Origin of the sequence: Sorangium sp. So ce124 (genome assembly GCF_051525235.1) — a bacterium.
Classification (GTDB): Bacteria; Myxococcota_A; Polyangia; order Polyangiales; family Polyangiaceae; genus Sorangium; species Sorangium atrum.
Genome location: NZ_CP150312.1, coordinates 1476767 through 1498030, shown reverse-complemented (window position 1 = coordinate 1498030; position 21264 = coordinate 1476767). Strand labels below are relative to the sequence as shown.

Here is a 21264-nt window from a genome sequence, read left to right as displayed (position 1 = left end):
ACCGCGCAGCCGAGCACAGGGGTGAGTCGTGCGAGAGTCGCATTTCGGCTCCCCCGCCCTGCGCCGGACTCCCGCGCGTCATCAATTATCCATACATCGACGATGAGGCAGCCCTGAGGTCAAGGCCGGGGGACGACCTCGTTCGTGGGGTTGCCGTCGATGTCACCGACCACGTTGTTGGACCAATCAGCGTACGTACACGTCGCGCACGACGTCGTGTAGCCCCAGTGGCTCGGGCCGAAGACGTTGTTGCGCAGGATCATGTCCTTGCCGTTCTCGGGGTAGAAGTCGTAGGCGCCGAGCGAGACGAAGTTGTCGTGGACATCGTAGTTCTGCAGCGTCGAGCCATCGACGCCCTGGGTGAAGAGCACCGCAGTGATGGCTTGCCAATAGTTCGGCACTTCGTTGCCCGTGGCGGCGTCGACGCCGGGCTCGAGTCGGTTGTGGCTGATCTCGAGCGGCCCGCTGCCCCCGTACGGGAAGATACCGCCCGTATGCGCGAGCGAGGGGTCCGCCAGGTGCGCGATGTAGTTGTCGTGCAACCAGCTCTGCTCGACGGTGGTGTTTTGGCCGCAAAGGCACATGCCACCGGTATTGGCCACGTCCACCCGGGTCAAGCGGATGGTGCACGTCGCGCAGGCGTTCACGGCATGCTCGGTGAGGGCGGCGTTCGTACCTCCGAGGCCGACCGGCTCGGGGCGAATGGTTGTATCGCTGATGTTCAAGGTGAGCGGCGCGGACTCGTCGGCGTTGACCAGGATGCTGCGGTTCGTGGAGCCGGGCGGCGGCGCGATGATCGAGTTGGTGATGTTGACCGTGCCGTGGCAGCCGGTGCCGATGTAAATGAACGCATGGAAATACATGTGGTCCAGATTGACAGTGCCGTCGCAATCGTACAGATCCCACTCTTTGCTCTGGTCGTCGCTGGGCCACACTTCCGTGTACCCGGGCGGCACCGGGAGCTGGGGATTGGATTGGGCGTAGGTGCCCACGCCGGGTGCGCCGACGGTGAAGCGATCGGGGTAGCCCTTGGCGCTTGGCGCGTCGCCGCCTCCTGCTCCGCCACCGCTTCCGCCGCTCGTGCCTCCGCCGCCGCTGCCTCCGGCGCCTGAAGACATGGATGAGGAGCTCGACTTCATCTCGTCGTCACCGCACCCTGCGAGGAGGGCGCACAGCAAGACCACCCCCGGCAAGCTCGGTCCGAGACCCGCTGCAGGACGATTGGTCGCTCTCTTCATGAGATCTCCTTCGCTTTCGGGGACGTCGCGTCGCTCGTGTTCGGGGTTGCAGCCGAGCAGTCTACGGCCTGCTGCACGCCGGTCCTCAGCCTCATGGGCCACTCGTTTTCGGGGTCATGGGATCCGGAGGACGGGCCGAAACGACGGTCGGTGAACGTGCCGCGTATCGAGGGCGGCGTCGATCGAATTCATCAACGCCCGGCGCCTTGAGGCGACGTGAAAGGGGATCCCTATCGGCTGTGGACGGCGCTGACCGAGTCGGCGCGCCCAGCATAAAAATGCAATTCGGTGCGAACAGGGGGATGCCGCCTCGTTCCACGTATCGAACGCGGCTGTTCCAGATCGTCGCCTGGCGCCGCTCGGAGTAGCGCAGCATACTCTGGACGTGATTTTTGAGCCGTCGCGGGCGGATTTCGTACGCCCGCCTTCGGGCCTGCCGCTCCGGCCGTCCCTTCACCGGTTTCAGCCAGGTGCCCCATGGGTCTGCTCGGAGACGCCGTCGCCGAGCCTGGCGCGCCGCAATCACAGGCCCCGTCACGTTGATTGCTGACGAGCGCTGGCTGCTGGCGGAGGCGGACTCCGTCGGTGCGAACGATCGTCTGAACAGAATCATGATGTGGAGGCAGAATGAAGAAGAGAGAACTTGGTCATAAGCTTGGTCTCGCGGTGTGCGCGGGCGCCGCGCTCGGCCTCTCCACGGGCTGCTCGATTGAAGGCGCGTCGGACGAGCCGCTCGAGGCGTTCGCGTCGCATTCGTCCGCGATCATCGGCGGCCAGGTCGCCGAGGCGAGCCCCTGGGCCGTCCAGGTCTTCGACGTGCGCGGGAGCACCGGCGACTTCTACCAGTGCACCGGCACCCTGGTCGCGGCGCGCTGGGTGCTCACCGCGCAGCACTGCATCGCGGACGAGGGCGAGACGTCGGCGGTGCGCGTCGGCAGCAACACGTACCGCGAGGGCCGGCGCATCGCGGTCGACGCCGTCGAGGTGCACTCGGCCGACGCCGACATCGCGCTGCTCCACCTGACCGAGAACGCCGATGGACCTTTCGTCCAGCTGGCCCAGGCGACGTCGGTCGCGACCGGCAGGGACGCCACGGCCTACGGCTGGGGGAGCGAGGGCACGCCGCTGGTGATGGCGCCGTCGCTCAAGAAGGCGACCATCCACATCGACGGCTGGTACTCCGCCGAGGAGCTCATTGCGACGGGCGTGACGGGCGCGGGCTGGAGCGGCGACTCCGGTGGCCCGTGGTTCGTCGACGGACGTCAGGTCGCCGTGTTCACGGCCTCGAACGGGCAGGACGGCACGAACCTGCACGCGAGGCAGCTCGGCGTCGACGTCGCGCGCCACCGCGCTTGGATCGACGCCACGATCGCCGGCGGCCCCACCGTCCACCCCAGCGGCCAGGTGGTGCTCCACGATCTCTCGAACTTCTCCGGCGTCTCGCAGGGCTTCGGGATCGGTCGCTACGACCTGCCGAACATGACGATCATCGGAGACAACCGCGCGAGCGCCATCAGGGTCCCCGCCGGGCTCCGGGTCACGGCCTTCATGCACGGCGACTTCGGGGGCGAGGCGCGCGTCTTCACCTCGGACACAAATCTCGTGGCCGCGGGCTTCGACAACACCATCTCGAGCATCGTCGTCGCGAACGCCTCGGACCCGCAGCCGGACGTGGTCACCTTCTACGAGAACGCCAACTTCTCGGGCGCCTCGGTCGTGTACGGCGTCGGCTCCTCCCTCTTTTACAGCACCCCATGGGACCAGAGGGCCAGCTCCGTCCGCGTCCCCTCGGGCTTCAGGCTGACGCTCTACAACGGGCTCTGGCGATACTCGGGCGAGTGGCGCGTCTTCACGACGGACGCGAACCTCGCGCCCCAGAACTTCGACGACAAGACCCGGAGCTTCCTCATCGAGCGCTTGTAGGAGCGAGCGCGCGGAGCGGCCAGCGCTCCTCGCGCCGCGAGCCGAGCCCCGAATCGTCCCCGCGCCGGCCGCGCGAGGCATGAATACGCCACTGTCGCCACCTGGAGCGGAGCTGTCGACGCTCCCGTTAGATGATGGGTGGGGGCCGCTTTTCGCTCACGCAGGACCTGTCCATGGTCCATTCGACAGCTGTCCGCCTGGGTTGCGCGCGTTTGCCGAAACGCCCTAACAGGATGGAGATGCCTTGCGGCTGGATCCCGTCCTTCGAGGCTCGAGCTCAAGATGATTTTCGCCGGCGTTGCGCCGATGCCAGCGCTCGATCACGTTGACCAGGGCCGCGTGGATCCGGCCCAGCGCTGCCCCGAGTCCGGGCGGAGGCTCGTCGCACAGCGTCGGCGCGGCCGAGAGTCCCAGCCGGTCCTGGATGATCTGCTGAGCGCGGCGAATGGATCGTGGATCCCGGCGGTCGAAACAGATGGCTTCGCCAAACGACTCGCTGGCCTCGGGGCCTTCGTCCTCCGCGGGCCCGATGTACAGGGTCACGGTGTGTCGTCCCACTGTGGCTGGTGGATCGATCAGCATGTTCCTGCAGCGTGACCCGCGCTCGTGACAGAACGGTGGCGCAGGCGAAGACTCTCCGTTGCAGCGCGGCGCCCGCCCCGCAGGCCGTGGAGTGGACGTTGCCCCCGATGCACGGATAAGTTGCTGATACAGCGTCACTTTTCCGGGAGGGATGCGGATCGCGTAGGGTTCTCCAGCTCAACCAGAGCGTCCAGCGTGGCTGTACGGTGGGACGGCAACTACGAGGAGATTGACTTTCGGAGCCGCGCGCGGCGTCGTTCCACGCGCAGCGGGAGCCGTCGGGTGCCGCGCGTCCAGGGCGGCGATCCGCCGGTGCACGGTTGGCTGTAGAGGGGGTTGACCACCGAACGGCCAGAACGGCCCTGGGGATCGAGGCGAGCCTGGAGAGGGGGGAGGGGCCAGCGCAGGTCGCGCTTGAGGTGGTTCGCTCGGGGCGGGCGCTGGCCTCGGGGGGGCTCTCGTGTTGCTGGCCGATTACCGGTTATCGACCGATCATCGGTCAGTCACGGTGCGGCGCGCAGAGCAGGCCGTTGTTGTAGTCGTCGAGCTTCGTGGCGAGCGGCTCGCCGGTCGACCAGGGCGAGTTCTTGCCACCCTCCTTCACGTTGCTGCCGAGCGCGTTCTTCTTGAGCCAGGCGTCGGCCGCGGCGATGGTGTCCTCGATGCAGCTCGACTGGTTGCCGATACCGACGTTGAGCTTGGCGACGATGAGGTGCTTCGCGATGATGTAGGTGACGTCGCCCTTCGTCGGACGGCTGATGATGTCGAGCAGCTGGGACTTCGTGTACGTCTTGCCGCCGATGGTCAGCTGCGAGACCTTCCACGCGCTCTCGTGGTTCTTCCAGTAACCGGGGGAGCCGGTGCCGGGAGAGGCGCTCTGGCAGACGCCGCAGTCGGCCGCGCAGCTCGAGCAGTCCTCGGAGCCGGCCTTGCAGACGCCATCGCCGCAGACCGGCGGGCAGGCGCCGCAGTCGGCCGCGCAGCTCGAGCAGGTCTCACCGACCGCGCATACCTTGTCGCCGCAGACCGGCGGGCAGATGCCGCAGTCGCTCGGGACCTCGAAGCAGTTCTCACCGGCCTCGCAGACGCCGTTGCCGGGGACCGCGGGGCAAGCGCCGCAGTCGCCGGTGCAGGTCGCGCAGTCCTCGCCGTTCTCGCAGACGTTGTTGCCGCAGACCGCGGGGCAGGCGCCGCAGTCGTCCGAGCAGGTGCCGCAGTCCTCGCCGGCCTCGCAGGTGCCGTTGCCGCAGACCGGCGGGCAGGTGCCGCAGTCGGCCGCGCAGGTGCCGCAGCTCTCGCTTCCGTTGCAGGTGCCGTCGCCGCAGGCGGGCGGGCACACGTCGCAGTCGGCGCTGCAGCTGCCGCAGTCCTCGCCGGCCTCGCAGGTGCCGTTGCCGCACTGGGGCGGGCAGACGCCGCAGTCGACGGCACAGGTGGAACAGCTCTCGTCGCCGCCGCAGACGCCGTTGCCGCAGGAGAGCTGGTAGCCGAAGTCCGCGTCGAGGAGGTCTTGTGCCCAGCCGAGCGAGACCACGCCCACGTTGTCGAGCCCGCCGTCGGGGTCGGCCGTCGGCTCCTGTCCGGCGAGCGGGCCGCTCGCCATGAAGTTGTCGGGCGTGATGACCACCGAGTAGGTGCCCGCCGGGAGCGTGTCGAAGAGGTAGAAGCCGGGCTGGCCGGTGTAGGGGCTGGTGCCGGTGATGGTGAAGTCGATCAGCTGGGTCCCCTGGAACAGCTCGACACGGACGCCGTTGACGCCGAGCTCGCCGGTCTCCGGCTCGTAGAGCCCGTCGGCGTCGCTGTCGAGCCAGACCGTGTCGCCGATCGACGAGTAGGTCACGTAGCCGAAGTCGGCGTTGGTGATGTTCTCACCCACGCCGAGGGACACGCCGAGCGGCTCGTCGTCGCTCGTCAGGAGGTGGCCGAGCGGGAGCGTCGTGTCGTCGACGTCGACGACATAACAGCCCGCGTTGAGCTCGGAGAACCGGTAGATGCCGTTTGCGCCGGTCACGGTCGTCTGGAGCGCGGCGCCCTCGGCGACACCGTCGCAGTTCGTGTCACCGAAGAGGTCGACGACGACGCCGGAGATGCCGAGCTCGGAGGCGTCCTCGATGCCGTCCGCGTTCGCGTCGAACCACACCTTGTCGCCGATCGAGCCCTTCGGCACCGTGTAACAGACCTCGAGGAGAGGCCGGTAACCCAGGTCGGTGTGGGCGCTGCCCTTGTACGACGTCTTTCCGCTGGCGCCCTCCTCGAGGAGGATCCCGTAGCTCGGCGCCGTCCCGCTCACCCAGCTCTGCACCATCCCGGTGAGGTCGACGGTGGTCCACCCCGTGACGTTGGGCACGAACGAGGTGAACGCGGCGGGGTCCATGCCGCCGAAGTTGTTCCACGTGACGAGCTCCTCGCTCCAGGGGGCGAGCACCTGGTGGACGTACACGGTCTTCGCGGTGCTCGTGTACGTCAGGGCGTAAAACTTGGCCGACGTGACGAGAGAGCCGGCGGGGATCGGGCTCAGATCGAAGCGGAACAGGGCGCGCTTCTCTCCGACCGAGCTGGAGTACCCGGTGTTGACCTCGAAGGGGGACGGGACGTGGTAGCTCGGAGCGAGGCTCCATATCTCCGCGTTGTAGATGTCACCCAGGACACCCCGCTTGATCACGGTGCACGTGGGAGACGGAGCGGTGGTGTTGGCGAGGCTGGTGGCGGTGATGAACAGCGTGGCGAGCGCGGCGGAAGATGCGATTACGATCTGCTTCATTGGTAGCTCCTTGAGGTCCTCACGGGTGAACCATTGCTGGAGCGTCATCCGAATAGCAGGCACCATGACACACGGGTCAGGCGAGGTCGGTTTCGCGGGCTCCGGTCGGAATGGGCCCCCGCGGGCTGATCAGGATCGGATCAAGTACGCGGGTGCTTTTGCTTCGATCGGAGAGCGGATGCGCAAGGTGACAGTGTTTAAGTTAGCAACTCAGAGATGAAGATGTCCAGATCTTTTTGAAGACGGACAAGAAAAATGCATCGAGTCGCGCAGTGACAATTTTGGGTCGTGCGGTGACGCTTTTCGTCGTCTCGCGTGGCCTCGCGTCTTCTCGCGTCTTCTCCCGTCTTCTCGCGACCCGTGGGGAGGAACGCAGAGATGAGCGCGGTCTGTCGCATCGATGTCGCGTCGAGTTCGATGGCCAGTGCGCGGCGCGCGGTCCGCGGATTCTCGCGTGCCTCGCGCCGCGCGTTCGGCGGTGGCGCGCCACGACGCCCAGCGGGCCCAGCGGCCCTCTCCGACCCTTCGCAGGGGCCGAGGGATGAACAGGATCGGATCAGGTACGCGGGAGTGCCTGACGAGATTTGATGCAGAATGCGCACGGGACCATTTTTCAAGATAACGAGTCTTCGCGTCGCCTGTCTAGATCCTTTTTTTGCGGCGTGAGCTTTTTGTGCGGCTCTTGGCCTCGCGTCTCGCGTGCGGGTGGGTGTTGGGTGCCGGGCGCAGTTCGTCGCACATCGTTCGTCTCGCACGTCTCCCACGCGCCCATCGCGCCCGTCGCGCCCGTCGCGCCCGTCGCGCCCGTCGCGCCCGTCGCGCCCGGGGCCGTGTGCCTCGGCCGCCCGCCAGCGCCCGCGGGCTTTGCTGAGCTCGCCCGCACGCTGAGGGGCGGTGAGGTGGCCCACCGGATGAAGTACCCGACGGCGTCGCGGTTCGGGCATCACGTCAACGGGCACGTGGGGCAGGATGGTACTGGACCGCCGGGAGGCGTTTGGACGCGATACCCTCCTACCCTCTACCCTCTTTCCCCGACAGCGTTCGGCGCGCGCTCGAGGGTCGACCGGCGCTAAGGTCGCGCTCATGACGTCCACCGTGACCCGCAACACCGGCTCCACCATCAAGTACGCCGTGATCACGGCGGTGCTCGCCGGCCTCTCGTTCCTCTGTTTCCACGCGATGGTCGGCCGCTCCGGTCCGCTGTGGCTGCTCTGTCTCGTCGGCGGCCTTGGGCTCGCGGTGTTCGCGCTCGGGTCGCTCCTCGCCGCCAAGGATCTCGCCGGCACCGCGACGTGCCCCCGCTGCCAGGCGACGCTCGTGGAGATCGAGCTCAACCATACCGACGACCCGGCGTTCTGCGACAAGTGCCAGGCCGCGTACCTCGTCGACAAGCGCGTCCTCACCGTGCTCGCCGGCGACTACGTCCACCCCAAGCCGGGCTTTCCGGTGCCGGTGACGAGCGAGACGATCCGCTGGCCGGAAGGCTGCTGCGTGTGCGCGAAGCCGGCGACCCGCGGCGTCGAGGCGAAGGCGCACGACGGCGAGACAGGGACCAACGCGGCCGTCGCCGCGGCCGGGCTCGCGCTCGGCAGCATCGCCGTGCGCACCGGCGGCGGCACGACCTACACGCTGCGTATCCCGCACTGCGCCGAGCACGACGACGGCGCGAAGGTCGAGATCCAGAGCAACAACAAGCCGCCGCTGCAAATCCGCTTTCGCTCGTACGCCTACCAGCGCCGCTTCCTCGAGCTGAACCCGACGCCGGCGAAGGCCGCGTAGATCCGCTTCAGCGCTTCACGTTCGCGCACGTCTCTTCCGGGCGCGGCGAGCGCAGGGTCGTCTCGAGACGACAGCGTCCGGAGACGGCGACTTCGTCGTTCGGGTCGAGCGCGCTGCCCTCCTCGAGGTCTTCGACCGCACCCGCCTCGTCGTGGAGCAACTCACGCAGTCGCATCCGGATAGGCGCTCACCCCGCGGGCCCTGCCGCCGGGATCGGCACGCGGCCGATCGCGTAAGGCAGGATTCGTGCGATGTTGCGCGCGTCGTCGATCCCGCGGTGGTGTGTCCCGTGGAGCGGGAGTCCGAGCCGCTCGAGCGCGCTCGCCATGCCGTAGCGCTGGGTCACCCCGAGCGCCGCGGAGAAGCGCTTCTTGATGTTCATGTGCCCCTGCAGCGGCAGGGGCACGCCCCAGCGGGCCGCGTCGATCTCGAACTGCTTGCGATCGTAATCGCCCCACGAGCAGAAGAGCGCCTCCCGCTGGCCGACGAAGCGCCCGAGCGCCGCGATGGCTTCGGGGAACGTGGGCGCGGAATCGACGTCTGCTTGCGTGATCGTGGTGAGCTTCGTGCAGAACTCGGTGAGCTTCGGCCGGATGACCGGGCGCACGAAGGTGGCGAGCTCGCTCACGGGCTCGAGCGTCGCGCCGTCCACGAGGACCGCGCCGATCTCGATGATCTCCATGATGCGCTCGGGGATGCGGCCCTCCTCGTCACATGTCGCCTCCAGATCGATCACCAGGAAAAATGCAGGATCCTTTCCCATGTCCGTCCTCCTTTCTGCTGAACCTTGATACGATCCGCTCTCAGAAAATGCCCGGACACGAAACCGGACAGGCCGCTCCCGCAGGCTTTTCCTGGGAGGATTACGTCGCCTGGCTCGTCGCGCAGCACGGCTCGTTGACCGCGGTCGCCGAGCGGCTCTCCTCCCTGCGTGGCTACGAGGACGACGTCACCTCGATCGAGCGCGCCCTGCGCCGGCTGCGGACGCGTGGCCAGCGGGACGGCGGGACGTGGGGGGCGCGCGCGCTCGCGGCCTTCGGCTTGCCGGACGCGCTCACCGAGCGCGCCCGCTGGATGGGCGCCTATCACTCGCGGTTCACCGACCTGCCCCTGCCCCTCGCCCAGGACCTCTTGCGCCTCTGGGATCGGCCGCCGGTGAGCGAGGATCCGACCTCCCACGTCTTCCTCGCCCTCGCCCACGCCACCTGCGCGCTGCGCGGCGACGACCGCGAGGCCGGAAAGACGCACCTCGCCCGCATCCGGCCGCTGCTCGGAAAGGCCCCGCCCGAGGCGCGGGTGGAGGCTCTGCTCACGGAGGCCTTCCTGGCGAGCCGTGATGACGTCGCGCGCGTGGCCGGCCTGCTCGACGAGCTCGAGCCGCTCTTCGAGCTGCCGATGCCCGCCCACGACCGAGCCTGCCTGTTCGCCCGGTGGATCGATCAACGCGCCTTCGAGCGGAACCGTTCCTGGGGCGGCAAGCAGCCGGATCCGGCGGCTGCGGAGGCGCTTTACCGGCGCGTCCCGGAGGACGGTCCGGCCTTCGCGCGGGCGCGGCGGGCGAACGGGCTGGCGTATGCGCGGTGGAAGCAGGGTTTCCCCGAGGAAGGCGCGGCGCTCGCGCGCGAGGCGTGCCGGCACGCGGGGGACGGCGGGCACATGCGGATGCGCGCGATGGCGCTGAACATGCTGGCGCGAATCGTGGCCGGCGAGGAGGGCGCGGAGGCGAGGCGGCGGGCGATGGCGATCGCGAACGAGCTCGAGGACGAGGTGCTCAGGCTGCGGTTCGAGCGGCGAGCGGGAAACAAGGGGTGAGGCGGATCATGACGCCTGCTCGACCTTCTCCTTATTCTTATTCCTTCTCGGCATCGGCGGCCCCCGGGGAGCAGCTTCTGGTCGTCGCGCAGCTTCCCCTCGATCCCCCGGAGCGCGCAGGAAAAAGAAGCCGGATCGCTGCGCGAGAAAGTGTGACGCGGCGAACCGAAGTGGCGGGATCGCGAGCGTCGGAGTAGCGGCATGGGCTTGACGACCATCCCCCCGGCGGAAGGACAATCCTCCACGATGATAACGGCCCGTCCTCCTCCGATGACGGCCGAGCTGCTCGAGCGCACGGACGGATACGTGGTGGCGGTGTGGCGGCGGCTCATGCTGCTGGTCTGGCAGGACAAGGCCAGCGCAGCCGGGATCGATCGCTCGCGGGAGCACTTCGCCCGCTGGTCGGCGAGCCAGCCGGACGGCGCGGTCTTCGTCGTCGTCCTCCCCCGTCATCTCACCGGACCGCCGGACGAGGAGAGCCGGGCCGCGATGCAGCGGGCGGTGCGCTCCCCTTCCCGGCACCTCAGGGGCACGGCAACGCTCGTCGAGTCGGAGGGGTTCATCGCCTCCTCGGTCCGCTCCATCATGATGGCGCTGACCACGGGGCGGGCGCCCAACGTCTTCCGGACGACCGGCGAGCTCGCGACCTGGGCGGCGACGCTCCTGAAGGACCCCGAGCTCACCGCCGTCGGCCTCGCGGAGGCGATCCGCGTGGCGCGCGAGGGTTGAGTCAGCCCGCGCGGCTACGCGGCGTCCCCAAGCGCCTTGCGGCGCAGGACGGGTGCTCTCCCAGCGCGGCGGCCCTCGGGTGGGCGAGCGCGCTGAACATCGGTGGGCGCGCCGGATCAGTCCTCGTCGACGGTCTGGCGCCTCTTGGGAAAGACAGGCCATCGTCAGCGGGACCGTCGCCGGCGCGCGCGTGAAGGGGTGATGAGGGAAGACGGCGCGCGAAGGAGCTCGACGAAGCGCGCGAGCGGAAAGCGCGCAGCCGCGTCGCGCCTGTAGACGGCCGCCCACTGCTCCGGGAGGCCGTCGCGGGTGAGGCGGCGCGCAGCGACCTCGCCGCGCGCGATGTCCGGCGCGACGGCCCACCGGGAGACGAGCCCGACGCCGAGGCCGGCCTTGACCAGATCCACGAGCGCGTCGGTGAGCGGGATGCGCGCGGCGAGCGGCATCGGCGCGCGCTCGCTGGCGATGAGCTCGCGAAGTCGCTCGACGTCGCTCCGCGGGGCGTCGTGGGTGAGGAGCTTCTCGTGACCGAGCTCGATCGCGGTGACGTACGGACGCGCGGCGAGCGGGTGCGACGGTGAGACGATGACCGTCCACTCGTCGTCGAAGAGCGGCTCGACGACGAGCGCGCGATCGCGCACCGGCGAGCTCACGATGGCGAGCTCGATCTCGCCGCGAAGGAGCGCGGCGACGGGCTCGCGCCGCGCCTCGATCACGATGCGCACGTCGACGTGCGGATGGTCCTTCGCGAGCGCCGAGAGGACCGGTGGGAGCCAGTAGTACGTGGTGAAGCACTCGACGGCGATGCGGAACACCTCGTGCCTGCGCGATCCGGCGTACTGCAGGTCCCGCTCGATACGCGCCAGATCGACGAGCATCGTGCGCGCGGCGTCGAGCAGCCGCGCGCCGGCCGGGGTGAGCTTGAGCTGGCGCCGGACGCGCGTGAACAGGACGACCCCGAGGCGGCCTTCGAGCTCGGCGAGCTGATGGCTCACGGCGGACTGCGTCAGGTGAAGGCGCGCCGCGGCGCGCGTGGGCCCGCCCTCTTCGGCGATGGCGCGGACGAGGCGGAGGTGGCGGATCTCGAGCATCTGGGACATGAGCTGCCCTCATGAAGCCATGCGAAACATGAGTTTCTCACATGCCGATACGACGATCATAGTGGATTCATGAACACGACGACCTTCCGCCCTCAGCAAGATCAGTCCTTCGAGACCGTCGCGCCTGGCATCCAGTTCAGCTTCCTGCGCCGCCACGACGGCGGCAGCGGGCTGACGGTGCTCGTTCGCATGGAGAAGGGGGCGCACGCGCGCCGCCACGACCACCCCGGCGGCGAAGAGACATACCTCGTCTCGGGGAGGCTTCGGATCGGCGAGCGGGTGCTCTCGCCAGGCGACTACCTCTGGACGGCGCCGGGCGAGCGCCACGACGGATACGCCGAGGAGGAGAGCGTCTTTTTCGTCGTCCTCCCAGGCGGCCTCGACGTCATCGACGCGCGCTGAGCGGCGGCCCTCGGGGAAGTACTGCGGTGAGCGCGTCCCCGCCGAGGTGTCTCACGCGCGCGTCAGCACCTCGAGGAGGTCACGCCGGGTACGCGGGGAGCACGAGGTCGCTGGCGGCGCTCGTGACCATCTTCTCGAACCAGCGGGAGAGCGGGCGCGAGGTGAGCGCCCGGTACATCGCGTTGCGCAGCGCGAGCTGCACGCGGGTCGGCGGTGCGTAGAACGAGCCGACGTGCTTCGCCCCCTGCTGGCAGCGCCGGGCATACCGACGGATCCGCGCTTCGTAGCGCTGGAACGCGGCGCGATGGTCTCCCTGCGCGACGGCGAGCTCACCCGCGAGCACGTATGCGCAGACCACGGCGAGGCCGGTCCCCTGTCCGCCGAGGGTGCCGCCGTAGCCGGCGTCGCCCAGGAGCACGACGCGACCGCGTGAATAGCAATCCATGTCGATCCGCCCCACGGCGTCGAAATACAGACTCGGACTCTGCCTCATCGCCTCGAGCAGACGCGGCACCTCCCACCCCATCCCCGCAAAACGCTCGGCGAGGATCGCCTTGTGCTGCGCCACGTCGCGCGGATCGTGGTCGAGCGGCCTGGAGGCGAACATCAGTAGCGCCGTTGCCTCCTCGGGGCGGCGGGCGCTCGCGATGCTGGCCGCCCGCCCCGGCTCGCTGAAGATGAGGCCCTGGTGATCGAGGCCGAGGTGGTTCGGCGCGGCGAACGTCGCCACATAATGGCCATGGAAGCGCAGGAACCTCGATTCGTCGCCGAACGCGAGCGCGCGCACGCGGGAGTGCAGCCCGTCGGCGCCCACGACCAGGTCGAAGCGCCGCGGCCGGCCGCGCTCGAACGTGACGTCGACGCCGCCGGGCGTCTCGGTGAACGAGGCGATGCTGTCGTCGAACACGAACTCGGCCGCGTCCTTCGCGGCCTCGTGGAGGATGCGGCTGAGATCGCCGCGCTCGATCTCGACGTCGCCGCTCGCAAACGCCGCGGGGAGCGTGACGATTCGCCGGCCGGCCTCGTCCACCATGGCGAGATCCCGCATGTGGGTCTGATGCTGTCGAATCGCGTCGAGCACCCCCATCTCGCCGAGGACGCGCAGGTGCGTCGGCCCGCGGAAGTCCACGGCGTTGCCTCCTGCCCGCAGGGCGGGGGCGCGCTCCACCACGGTGGGGGTGAACCCGCGACGCGAGAGCCAGTAAGCGAGCGCGGGGCCTGCGATGCCTGCGCCGGAGACGAGGACGGTGCCGTTCGACATGGGGACCTCGGGGAGGAAGGTTGCGTACGACGTACGCAACCTGTCGCGTACGACGTACGCACGAGCATGGCGACGACGGCGGCGCCCGGCACCCCCCTAGGGCGCCATGGCCGAATATTCTAGGCTAGAACAGCTGCGGCCGCGCGCTGTATCCCGGCGGCATCGCGCGTTCCTTCAGCGGACCATCTGTGCTAGTACAGTCACCATGCCTCCGGTGAAGCGCGGTGCGTCGACGAACCGTCGCAAGTCGGGCGAAGGACCGCCCTACGTGCAGATCGTGAACGAATTGCGCGCCCGCATCGCGTCCGGGCGCCTCCGTGCGGGCGATCGCATCCCATCGACGCGCCAGATCGTCCGCTCGTTCGGCGTCGCGCACGCCACCGCCACCAAGGCGCTGTCGACCCTGCGCCACGAGGGGCTCATCCGATCGATCCCGCGCTCGGGCCACGTGGTGGCCGAGGGCGATCGCGCGGCGCGCGAGCCGTCCGAACGAGGCGGCGCCCTGACGCGCGAGCGGATCGTGCAGATCGCCATCCGGCTCGCCGACGACGAGGGGCTCGACGCCCTCTCCATGCGCGGTGTCGCCGCGAAGCTCGGCGTGCCGACGATGTCGCTCTACCGGTACGTGGAGGGGAAAGACGCGCTCGTGCTCCTCATGATCGACGAGGTGTTCGGCGAACACCCGCTGCCGAGGTCGCCTCCTCGCGATCTGCGCGAGGCCCTGATCCGCGCGGCCCGCGCGCAGTGGGCGCTGTACCGGCGGCACGGGTGGCTCGCGCACGTGATGCCGCTCGCGCGGCCGGTCGCGCTGCGCAACGTGATCGCGCACGCCGAATGGATCCTGCGAGCCATGGAAGCCCCCGGGCTCGACGCGGTGACCCGGATCGAGGCGCACATGACGCTCTACAGCTACGTTCGCGGCGTCGCCGTGAACCTAGAGTCGGAGCGCGAGGCCGAGGCGACAACGGGGATGACCGAAGCGCAGTGGAACGAATCGCAGGGGGCCGCGTTCCTGGCGATCGCGACGTCGGGGCCGTATCCGAGCTTCGCCAGGCTGCTGAACGAGCTCTCGGGCGGGTACGACTTCAACCTCGATCGCGTGTTCGAGTTCGGCCTCCAGCCGATGATCGACGGCCTCATGAAGACGCTGCGGCCGCGCGAATGAACGGGCGCGCGGCGCAAAGCGCGCGATGAGCGAGCGGGCCCCCGCCGTGAAGGCGTAGCGCCGAGGCCTCGACCCGGCAGCCGAGGCGTTCACCAGGGCGAGGGGGGCAGATAACTACCCCCGTGGCGGCGTGTGCATTTTTGCACGGGCCTGGGCGCACATTGCGAATCGACGGTTCGTCCGCCGGCGAGTACCAAAGCATTGCAACGACGGCAGGGCAGGCCCCGCGCCGCCCGCCCCATCGCGGGGGCGCGCGCCGCCCCGACCCGTTCAGGGCGCCGTCCTCCCACGCACCAAGGAACCCCAATGACATTTCGTTCGACTCACCTGTCTCTCCTGGCACGATCCCTTCCGGCATCCATTCTTTTGCATACAGCTTGCGGCACCCCTGGCGTCGATCTCGAGCCCGCGCCCGACGACCCCCCCGTGGCCGAGGTGTCAGCCGGGCTATCGTCTTCGACGACCGTCATCCACCGAGAGATTCCAGTCCGGTTCGTTCAGTTCGTCGACGGCACCGACGACTCGCTCGGCCGCACCGCCCTGAACGAGCAGATCGCCGGCGCGAACGCCGCTTTCGTCAAGGCGGGCATTCGCTTCTCGCTGGCCGCATCGGTCGTCGTCACGAGCCCGACCTTCACCACGATCGGCGGCAGCTACGCCTGGCCCTCGCCCCCCTCGTCGGCGCCCCCCGTCGCCTTCAACCCCGGCTGCGCGGCACCGGGGCTGAGCGGCACCGAGTCGGAAGAGATGGCCCTCTTTCGCGCCGCCTCGCTCTGCGGCAACGAGAACGAGATCGTCGTCTTCACCGTGCGCTCGAGCAGCCAGGCCTGGGGCGCCTACCCGTGGGAGGGCAACGGCATCATCATACAACGCTACAACATGGGCGCGGGCAACCGCACCTTCGCCCACGAGCTGGGGCACTACTTGGGCCTGTCGCACTCGTTCCGCGGCGCGGGGCTCGGCTACGATCTGTCGAACCCCAACCTGAAGAACCCCGCGACCGGCGCCCCGGCCAAGCTCGCCGACTTCTGGGACCTCGTCTACAAACCCGCCGACCTGCCCCCGGCGACCACGACCAACGTCTACTTCTCGAGCCGAGCGCAGGCCGCGGGCTACCCCGAATCGTCGCTGCGGCCCATTCAAGGCAACAGCGCCTGGGCGCAGAACCCGCTCGGCTTCGCCTGCTACGCCTCGCTCAACAACTGCCCCCCGGCCGAGCCCGACCGCACGTTGCGCTTGGCCGTGCCGCGCACGGGCTTCGAGTACGCCGACTGCAACCAGGCCGACCCCGGTTACAGCCAAACGTGCCTTTGCGTCAGCTTCCCTTCGGCCTGCGACATTCTTTATACGGGCGACGACGGCTTGAAGGGCCTCGGCCTCACGCTGCCCGGCCACACGCCGTCGGCGCCGAACCTCGGCGCCAACCTCATGAGCTATAACTACGATCCGGGCTACACCGGCGACCGCTGGTCGCTCAGCGACTCGCAGGTCGAGCAGGTGAAGCGCGTTCTGAGCTACGACGTCGACTCGTCGTGGTTCGCCGGCGCCCGGGGCAAAAGGCCCGCGCTCGGCATCGGCAGAGGCTGGGGCGACTGGGAGTCCGTCGGCGCCTGGGCACGGGGGCTTCCTGCCGCCGCGACCAAGCCGTCGGGCCAGCTCGATCTCGTCGTCAGAAACGCCGACGCCACCTTCGGCAACAAGGTGCAAATCCCCGGATCGCCCCCCTCGTGGTGGCCGTCGCAGCTCGGCCTGGCGGGCCTAGGCGGCTCGTCGAGCAAAGCGCCGGCGCTCGTCCGGCGGGGCGACCACCTGAACGCCTTCATGCTCGGCAACGACAACTCGGTTTACCACAAAGTGTGGGATCCACTCCTCGCCGGCTGGTGGCCCTCGCAAACCACGTGGGACTCTCTCGGGGGCCCCGCTTCGGCACCGCCGGTCGCCGTCTCGCCCGACCCCGACTCGCTCGACGTATTCACGCTGGGCGCGTCGGGCAAGGTCTTGCACAAGTCGTGGTCGACCTCGACGGGCCAGTGGTCGCCCTCTCCATCTGACTGGAACGACCTTGGCACGATGGGCTCCGCGCCGACGGCCGCCTCGTGGGGCGCCGGCCATATCGACGTCATCGCGCTCGACGCGAGCAAGCGGGCGTACAACAAGGTCTATAACGCGTCGGCCGGCTGGTGGCCCTCCCAGACGGGCTGGCAGGGTCTCGGCGGCAAGCAGTTCGCCGAAACCCCGGTCGTCGATTCGTGGGGCGCCGGCCACCTCGACATCGTCGGCCGCGGCGCTGACGGCCGCGCGTACAACAAGGCCTGGGACGCCTCGGGTTGGTCCCCCGGCCAGACCGAGTGGTATGACATGGGCGGCAATCTCGCGGGGCCCCCGTCGCTGGTCTCGTCGGACGTCGGCCACCTCGAAGTCGTCGCCCGGAGCACGGATGGTCGATTGCTTTACAAAGAGTGGAGCGCGGGCAGCTGGTGGCCCGGGCAGACCGCGTGGGCGACGCTCGCCGTCGATGTCGGCGGCGACCCCGTCATCGTGAGCTCGGCCCCGGGCAAGCTCGACGTCTTCGTCGTGGGGCCCGACGGCACCCTCTGGCACCGTTCGCGGGACCTTTAACCCCGAATGGCCCAGGGCAGGGCGCCGCTCGTCAGCGGCGCCCTGGGGTCCCGAGGTGCCCGCGCAACGCCTCGGTGACGAGCTCGATGACCGCCCTCACCGGCTCGGCGAGGGGCGCCTCTTTGCGGTACACGATCGAGATCCGGCTCTTCCCGAGGCTCTCGCCCGTGAGCCGCCGGAGCGAAGGCTCGAGCGAGGCGAGCAGGCAAGGCAAGATGGCGATGCCCATGCCCGCGACGCAGGCGGCCAGAAGGTCGCTCACCTCGCGGTACCGCATGAGCACGCGGGCGCCCTCGCTGCGCTCTTCGAGCCACCGGGCCAGAGGGGCGTTGCTGACGCCCGCCTCGAAGCCCAGCAGGTCGTGCCCCCGGAGGTCGCACGAGCCAGCCGAGGCCGGGTGCCGCGCCAGGTAGGCTTCCGAGGCATACAGCGACCAATCGAGCTCGCCGATCTTCTTGGCGATGAGATCGTCGCCGTCGACCGTGCCCGAGCGCAGCGCGACGTCGGCCTCGCCCTTTCTGAGGTCGGCCGGGCGGCTACCGCTGAGTATCTCCAGGACGATTTCGGGGCGGGCGGCCTGGAAGGCGCCGATGTGCGGGGCGAGCAAGCGGCCGAAGGCCGAGGGGGTGGCCAGCTTGACCCGGACCGTTTGCGACCGCACGGCCGCTTGCACCGCGAGCGCCGCCTGCTCCATTTGCTCGAGCAGCGGCGCGACCGTCTGGCCTATCGCCGTGAGCGAAAGCCCCTCGGGGCCGCGCGTGAGCAGCGGGGCGCCCAGCGCCGATTCGAGCGCCACGAGCCTGCGGCCTACCGTCGAGTGCTCGACGCCCAGCGAGCGCGCCGCGCCAGCCAGCGTTTTGGCCCTCACCGCGGCGAGGGCGTAGCGAAGGTCGTTCCAGTCGAGGTCTGACGGCTTGGTCACGAGGGGTAGAGCTTAGCCCAGTGTGCCTTCAGGTGGAACGCCATGAGGCTGGCCGGCACGGACAGCGCCCCGGCATTTCTGGCGGGACGATTCCGCGGCGCTGAACCGTCGCGATCCGTCGTTTTCCCGGGGATTTTGGGAGAGCGTGACGACGGATCGCACCCCCTGGATGGAATGAGGCAGCCGAAGCGGCGCCTGGACCCATGATGCCGATTGCACCGACCCGAGCCTCCGCTCGACGCGTTCGCGCGGCAGGGCCTGCGAAGACAGCCCGCAGCAGCGTGGACGTCGGCCCATCGGCAGCCGAGGGTGCAGGAGGCTCGGAGGCGTCAAGGGTTCGCGAGCGGAGCTCGCCGGCTCCGCCGCCCTTGACTCCCCCTGCGCGCTCCGGCCGGACAAAGCTGCGGGCGCCAACTTCTCTGACACGGGGGGAATATGCTGGATATCGAATCCATTCGCGTGCATGACGACATCGACGAAAGGAAGCTTACGACCGTGAGGTGGCCCGATTTGAGGAGCCGGATGCTAGCTTCACGAAGGCGCGCACAGCGCCGGCGGTCTCGTCAGCGCGGCCGATCAGGAGCAGCTCGGCGAAGACGTTCTTCGGCGCGACGAACGAACGATAGACGATGCGGGGAACCTTCACCTGAGTCAGCGGTTTTGGAGCCAGCGCCACGCCCAGGCCTGCGCCGGCCAACGACAGCATGCTCAAGGTGGTGTCGGCGCGGTGGACCCGGCGCGGCTCGCGTCCTATCACGAGAATCAATCTCTTCAGCACGTCGCCACCGGCCTCTTCCGATGGGAACATGATGAGCGGCTCTCCGGCGAGCATCTTCGGCGTCACGCGCCTGTGCGCCGCGAGCGTGTGCTCCTCTGCCATCGCGACCACCAGCGGCCAAGCGCCGATCGGTTGGACGCTCAACCGCGGATCTACCTTGAGAGCGAACGCCGGGCAGTAGCCGACGTCAACCTCGCCGGTCAACACGGCTTCCGCCTGCCTCGAAGGTGGCATCTCGCGCAGCTCGATCTCCGCGGCAGGATGGGCTTTGCGGAACGCTCGCAGGTGGTCCGTCATCTTGCCAGTGAGGATCGCGTTGCCCGCGTAACCGATGCGAACTTCGCCGATGTCGCCGCGCAGCGATTGCTGGACGATCGCCTTGGCCCGCTCCGCCTGCGCGACCGCCCGCTGCGCCTCGACGACCAGCAATGCGCCGGCTTCGGTCAGCTCCACGCGCCGGCTCGTCCGCACGAACAGCGCGCCGCCGATCTCGCTTTCGAGCGCCCGAATCTGCATGCTCAGCGCCGGCTGAACGATGTGCAGCCGCTGCGCGGCGCGGCCAAAATGGCGTTCTTCGGCGACGGCCAGAAAATAGCGAAGGTGTCGTAGGTCCACGACATTCGACCGTACCATGAATCAATCAGCAGATCAAATCGATCGATTGTATCAATATATTGTTATTTTGGTGAATGGGCAGCTATGGTCTTCCTGGCCGACGCGCCCGCTACCTACTGGCCAATGCTGATAGCCAACGGAGTCACCGGTGTGCGGGAAATGGGCGGCTCGTCACAGCGGATCGATCGTGCCCGCCGGCTCAATGACGCCAGCGCGGCAGGGCGCGTCGACGCTCCCGAGATCGTGCTCATCCCCGGGAACATCATCAGCTCCACCGCATCGCCGCGCGAAGCGATCCAGACCGCGAAGAAGCAAGTTACTGTGAATTTCAACGCAAGGTGGCCGCGCCGATGAGGGAATCGGGCTATTCAACCAACGAGAGTCAGGAGCCTATCACCATGAACCGAAGTACCCTGGGAAGAGTAGTTCTCACGTTCGTTCTGGCGAGCAGCGCCACCGTCGCTGTCGGCGTGGACTGGAATAAAACCCACCTGTTCAACCCTGCATGGCATGAGCATGCGCGCTTTCACGACGCCCTCATGCTGCTCATCCTGTGTGGCGTGACGATCGTCGGATTGTGGATGGTGTGGCGGCGGTCCATGGAGCCGCAGGTCGGGTTCAACGTGGCGGCCTGGATCGTCGTCATCATCTGGACGCCCTTCTTCTACATTACGTGGCTCATCCCGGGGACCAGCCTGCTCGCGGGACCCGACGTGCCGCTCCCGGTCGTCGCTGGCATCCCGCTCTACCCGAACGTGCTCATCGCAGGTACCGAGCTCTTGCTCGCGGCGCTCGCCTACAAGCTCTTCCACAGCGATCCTGCATCGACGGCAGCGCGCGTGGCGAACGCCTGACGAGGAGAGGCGCTTCATGAAATCCACGATCCAAAAGACGATGGGATGGGCTTCATGTCCCGGCGCGCGCGCCCTGCTCGTCGCCACGCTCGTCTCGTGGCCCTCCGTGAGCTGGGCGCACCCGGGCGGCGCCGATGCGGGATTTCTGAAGGGCCTCTTCCATCCCGTGTTCGGCGCGGACCACCTGCTCGCGATGGTGAGCGTCGGTGTCGTCAGCTCGCAGCTCGGCGGAAAGCACCTCCTCCGGATCCCCGCCACGTTCGTCGCCGCGATGCTGGTCGGCGGCCTCCTGGGGATGGCGCGATGGCCCATGCCCCTGGGCGAGCTTTGCATCGCGGCGTCGGTCGCGGCGCTCGGTCTCGGCATCGTCACCACGACCCGTGGCTCCTCACCGTTCCTGCTCTCCGGATGCGTGGCGATGTTCGGTGTCTTTCACGGACATGCTCACGGCCTGGAGATGCCTCATGCGGTCAGCCCGGCGCTGTATGCCATGGGCTTTCTGCTGAGCACGACCGTGCTTCATCTGTGCGGTCTCGTCCTCGGCGAGCTCGCCGCCGGTCGAGAGTCCCTGTCGCGGGGGCTGCGCTATGCCGGCGCCGCCGTGATGGGGACGGGGATGGTCCTTCTGGTGCGCGGGGCGGGCATCTGACTGGAAGCGGCTCGCCGCGACGGATGCAAGGCGAAGAGGGCGCGCGCCCACGCGGTCAGCGACTGGATGGAAATG

Annotated in this window: 19 protein-coding genes; 10 read left to right on the top strand and 9 right to left on the bottom strand. The window is 68.7% G+C overall.

What is annotated here, in order from left to right; genetic code table 11:
• Nucleotides 1-119 precede the first annotated feature (119 nt).
• Nucleotides 120-1238, bottom strand: a complete 1119-nt coding sequence (locus WMF19_RS05565; RefSeq protein WP_437898108.1) for a hypothetical protein — start codon at nucleotides 1236-1238, stop codon at nucleotides 120-122.
• Nucleotides 1239-1865: 627 nt separating this feature from the next.
• Between WMF19_RS05565 and WMF19_RS05560 the strand changes: the two genes are divergently transcribed.
• Complete coding sequence (locus WMF19_RS05560) at nucleotides 1866-3161, top strand: trypsin-like serine protease (protein WP_437898107.1); 1296 nt, start codon at nucleotides 1866-1868, stop codon at nucleotides 3159-3161.
• Between the two features lie 225 nt (nucleotides 3162-3386).
• Here the strand turns inward: WMF19_RS05560 and WMF19_RS05555 are convergent, their stop codons facing one another.
• Nucleotides 3387-3704: a hypothetical protein gene (locus tag WMF19_RS05555; RefSeq protein ID WP_437898106.1), complete on the bottom strand. Its 318-nt coding sequence runs from the start codon at nucleotides 3702-3704 to the stop codon at nucleotides 3387-3389.
• A 538-nt stretch (nucleotides 3705-4242) separates the two neighbouring features.
• Nucleotides 4243-6504 (bottom strand): SdrD B-like domain-containing protein, encoded by a 2262-nt coding sequence (locus WMF19_RS05550; RefSeq protein WP_437898105.1) that lies wholly within the window; start codon nucleotides 6502-6504, stop codon nucleotides 4243-4245.
• 1083 nt (nucleotides 6505-7587) lie between these two features.
• Between WMF19_RS05550 and WMF19_RS05545 the strand changes: the two genes are divergently transcribed.
• The gene (locus WMF19_RS05545) at nucleotides 7588-8283 is read left to right on the top strand and encodes a hypothetical protein (RefSeq protein WP_437898104.1); all 696 of its coding nucleotides are present in this window, start codon (nucleotides 7588-7590) and stop codon (nucleotides 8281-8283) included.
• A gap of 7 nt (nucleotides 8284-8290) precedes the next feature.
• On the opposite strand, the gene WMF19_RS05540 is transcribed toward WMF19_RS05545, so the two are convergent.
• Both WMF19_RS05540 and WMF19_RS05535 read right to left on the bottom strand, forming a co-directional pair.
• Nucleotides 8291-8458, bottom strand: a complete 168-nt coding sequence (locus tag WMF19_RS05540) for a hypothetical protein (RefSeq protein WP_437898103.1) — start codon at nucleotides 8456-8458, stop codon at nucleotides 8291-8293.
• A 12-nt stretch (nucleotides 8459-8470) separates the two neighbouring features.
• Nucleotides 8471-9046, bottom strand: coding sequence for an exonuclease domain-containing protein (locus tag WMF19_RS05535; protein WP_437327775.1), 576 nt, complete (start codon nucleotides 9044-9046; stop codon nucleotides 8471-8473).
• A gap of 47 nt (nucleotides 9047-9093) precedes the next feature.
• Between WMF19_RS05535 and WMF19_RS05530 the strand changes: the two genes are divergently transcribed.
• Nucleotides 9094-10095, top strand: coding sequence for a hypothetical protein (locus WMF19_RS05530; RefSeq protein WP_437898102.1), 1002 nt, complete (start codon nucleotides 9094-9096; stop codon nucleotides 10093-10095).
• A 246-nt stretch (nucleotides 10096-10341) separates the two neighbouring features.
• Complete coding sequence (locus WMF19_RS05525) at nucleotides 10342-10824, top strand: hypothetical protein (RefSeq protein ID WP_437898101.1); 483 nt, start codon at nucleotides 10342-10344, stop codon at nucleotides 10822-10824.
• Between the two features lie 164 nt (nucleotides 10825-10988).
• Here WMF19_RS05525 and WMF19_RS05520 read toward each other — a convergent pair whose 3' ends face one another.
• Nucleotides 10989-11924 carry a LysR family transcriptional regulator gene (locus WMF19_RS05520; protein WP_437898100.1) on the bottom strand — a complete coding sequence of 312 codons (936 nt, stop codon included), beginning with the start codon at nucleotides 11922-11924 and terminating at the stop codon, nucleotides 10989-10991.
• A 69-nt stretch (nucleotides 11925-11993) separates the two neighbouring features.
• Between WMF19_RS05520 and WMF19_RS05515 the strand changes: the two genes are divergently transcribed.
• Nucleotides 11994-12326: a cupin domain-containing protein gene (locus tag WMF19_RS05515; RefSeq protein WP_437898099.1), complete on the top strand. Its 333-nt coding sequence runs from the start codon at nucleotides 11994-11996 to the stop codon at nucleotides 12324-12326.
• Nucleotides 12327-12405: 79 nt separating this feature from the next.
• On the opposite strand, the gene WMF19_RS05510 is transcribed toward WMF19_RS05515, so the two are convergent.
• Nucleotides 12406-13587, bottom strand: a complete 1182-nt coding sequence (locus tag WMF19_RS05510) for an FAD-dependent monooxygenase (RefSeq protein WP_437898098.1) — start codon at nucleotides 13585-13587, stop codon at nucleotides 12406-12408.
• 106 nt (nucleotides 13588-13693) lie between these two features.
• On the opposite strand from WMF19_RS05510, the gene WMF19_RS05505 reads away from it, so the two are divergent.
• Nucleotides 13694-14752, top strand: coding sequence for a TetR/AcrR family transcriptional regulator C-terminal domain-containing protein (locus tag WMF19_RS05505; RefSeq protein ID WP_437898097.1), 1059 nt, complete (start codon nucleotides 13694-13696; stop codon nucleotides 14750-14752).
• A 426-nt stretch (nucleotides 14753-15178) separates the two neighbouring features.
• On the top strand, nucleotides 15179-17371 hold the full coding sequence (locus WMF19_RS05500) for a hypothetical protein (protein WP_437898096.1): 2193 nt from the start codon (nucleotides 15179-15181) through the stop codon (nucleotides 17369-17371).
• Between the two features lie 31 nt (nucleotides 17372-17402).
• Here the strand turns inward: WMF19_RS05500 and WMF19_RS05495 are convergent, their stop codons facing one another.
• Both WMF19_RS05495 and WMF19_RS05490 read right to left on the bottom strand, forming a co-directional pair.
• Nucleotides 17403-18293: a LysR family transcriptional regulator gene (locus WMF19_RS05495; RefSeq protein WP_437898095.1), complete on the bottom strand. Its 891-nt coding sequence runs from the start codon at nucleotides 18291-18293 to the stop codon at nucleotides 17403-17405.
• Nucleotides 18294-18780: 487 nt separating this feature from the next.
• Nucleotides 18781-19686, bottom strand: a complete 906-nt coding sequence (locus WMF19_RS05490; RefSeq protein ID WP_437901596.1) for a LysR substrate-binding domain-containing protein — start codon at nucleotides 19684-19686, stop codon at nucleotides 18781-18783.
• Nucleotides 19687-19770: 84 nt separating this feature from the next.
• Between WMF19_RS05490 and WMF19_RS05485 the strand changes: the two genes are divergently transcribed.
• The 3 genes from WMF19_RS05485 to WMF19_RS05475 are packed head-to-tail and all read left to right on the top strand — an operon-like array spanning nucleotide 19771 to nucleotide 21189.
• Complete coding sequence (locus WMF19_RS05485; RefSeq protein WP_437898094.1) at nucleotides 19771-20040, top strand: hypothetical protein; 270 nt, start codon at nucleotides 19771-19773, stop codon at nucleotides 20038-20040.
• Nucleotides 20041-20084: 44 nt separating this feature from the next.
• Nucleotides 20085-20540 (top strand): DUF6640 family protein, encoded by a 456-nt coding sequence (locus tag WMF19_RS05480; RefSeq protein WP_437898093.1) that lies wholly within the window; start codon nucleotides 20085-20087, stop codon nucleotides 20538-20540.
• Nucleotides 20541-20556: 16 nt separating this feature from the next.
• Nucleotides 20557-21189 (top strand): HupE/UreJ family protein, encoded by a 633-nt coding sequence (locus WMF19_RS05475; RefSeq protein ID WP_437549899.1) that lies wholly within the window; start codon nucleotides 20557-20559, stop codon nucleotides 21187-21189.
• The last annotated feature ends 75 nt before the right edge of the window (nucleotides 21190-21264 follow it).

Coding starts and splice junctions, on each gene's coding strand:
- WMF19_RS05565 (WP_437898108.1), bottom strand. CDS start 1,238: ATGAAGAGAGCGACCAATCGTCCTGCAGCGGGTCTCGGACCGAGCTTG.
- WMF19_RS05560 (WP_437898107.1), top strand. CDS start 1,866: ATGAAGAAGAGAGAACTTGGTCATAAGCTTGGTCTCGCGGTGTGCGCG.
- WMF19_RS05550 (WP_437898105.1), bottom strand. CDS start 6,504: ATGAAGCAGATCGTAATCGCATCTTCCGCCGCGCTCGCCACGCTGTTC.
- WMF19_RS05545 (WP_437898104.1), top strand. CDS start 7,588: ATGACGTCCACCGTGACCCGCAACACCGGCTCCACCATCAAGTACGCC.
- WMF19_RS05540 (WP_437898103.1), bottom strand. CDS start 8,458: ATGCGACTGCGTGAGTTGCTCCACGACGAGGCGGGTGCGGTCGAAGAC.
- WMF19_RS05535 (WP_437327775.1), bottom strand. CDS start 9,046: ATGGGAAAGGATCCTGCATTTTTCCTGGTGATCGATCTGGAGGCGACA.
- WMF19_RS05530 (WP_437898102.1), top strand. CDS start 9,094: ATGCCCGGACACGAAACCGGACAGGCCGCTCCCGCAGGCTTTTCCTGG.
- WMF19_RS05525 (WP_437898101.1), top strand. CDS start 10,342: ATGATAACGGCCCGTCCTCCTCCGATGACGGCCGAGCTGCTCGAGCGC.
- WMF19_RS05520 (WP_437898100.1), bottom strand. CDS start 11,924: ATGTCCCAGATGCTCGAGATCCGCCACCTCCGCCTCGTCCGCGCCATC.
- WMF19_RS05515 (WP_437898099.1), top strand. CDS start 11,994: ATGAACACGACGACCTTCCGCCCTCAGCAAGATCAGTCCTTCGAGACC.
- WMF19_RS05510 (WP_437898098.1), bottom strand. CDS start 13,587: ATGTCGAACGGCACCGTCCTCGTCTCCGGCGCAGGCATCGCAGGCCCC.
- WMF19_RS05505 (WP_437898097.1), top strand. CDS start 13,694: ATGGCCGAATATTCTAGGCTAGAACAGCTGCGGCCGCGCGCTGTATCC.
- WMF19_RS05485 (WP_437898094.1), top strand. CDS start 19,771: ATGGTCTTCCTGGCCGACGCGCCCGCTACCTACTGGCCAATGCTGATA.
- WMF19_RS05480 (WP_437898093.1), top strand. CDS start 20,085: ATGAACCGAAGTACCCTGGGAAGAGTAGTTCTCACGTTCGTTCTGGCG.
- WMF19_RS05475 (WP_437549899.1), top strand. CDS start 20,557: ATGAAATCCACGATCCAAAAGACGATGGGATGGGCTTCATGTCCCGGC.